Here is a 329-nt window from a genome sequence, read left to right on the forward strand (position 1 = left end):
CGCGCGGGCAGGCCCGGCTGGTGCTGCCGGCCCCCGGGGACGTGCGCGGCCTGCCCGGCCCGGGCCCGTTCTCCGACGCCGCGATCACCGCGGGCGAGGGCGTGCTGTTCGCCGACGCCGGGTTCGGCGTCGTGCCGTCACCGATCGCCGACGGGGTGGTCCGCTGGACCGCGCACGCCGTCGCCGACCCCGGCCCGGTTCCCGAGTACGTGGCGCTGAACGAGGCCGAACGGGAGCTGCGCGGCCAGGTGCGGGCCGCCGCCGCGGCGCTGACCGACCTGGGCGTGGCCCGGCACCGGCCCGGCGTGCGCGAGGAGATCGCGGCCTGG

General features: G+C 80.5%; 1 pseudogene. It reads left to right on the plus strand.

Annotated features, from left to right (window positions below):
• Positions 1–329: pseudogene (locus GTW08_RS12245) on the plus strand (hypothetical protein); the annotation flags it as partial.

Source organism: Pseudonocardia sp. SID8383, from assembly GCF_009864975.1.
Lineage (GTDB): Bacteria > Actinomycetota > Actinomycetes > Mycobacteriales > Pseudonocardiaceae > Pseudonocardia > Pseudonocardia alni.